Source organism: Bacillus sp. SIMBA_074 (assembly GCF_046534555.1).
Lineage (GTDB): Bacteria > Bacillota > Bacilli > Bacillales > Bacillaceae_G > Bacillus_A > Bacillus_A mycoides.
In genome coordinates this window covers 1-250 of the sequence record NZ_JAWRYM010000946.1, presented here as the reverse complement: position 1 = coordinate 250, position 250 = coordinate 1, and the positions used below count along the sequence as shown (strand labels likewise).

Below are 250 nucleotides of genomic sequence, written 5' to 3'. Positions count from 1 at the left end.
CGTTTATGTCGAACGCGACACCGGGGAACTGATCCCGGCGAGCATGCAACGCGCGCGGCCTGCGATGCTCGGGATTCCGGATTCGATCGACGCGTATTGGTCGGACATCGGTGATAAATCGCGCAATATGGTGCGAAAGGCGCGGCGGCTCGGCTACCAATTCCGTGCAATCGATCCTGACGAATATGGGCAGGACATTTACGAGATTCGAACATCGGATCCGATGCGCCAAGGCCGTCCGATTCCCGAC

At 58.8% G+C, this 250-nt stretch carries 1 protein-coding gene; it reads left to right on the top strand.

Annotation, left to right across the window (positions count from 1 at the left end; all coding sequences use genetic code 11):
* Positions 1–64 precede the first annotated feature (64 nt).
* Positions 65–250 (top strand): hypothetical protein (locus tag SB773_RS33570; protein ID WP_410594782.1); only part of this gene is annotated, 186 nt, incomplete at its 3' end.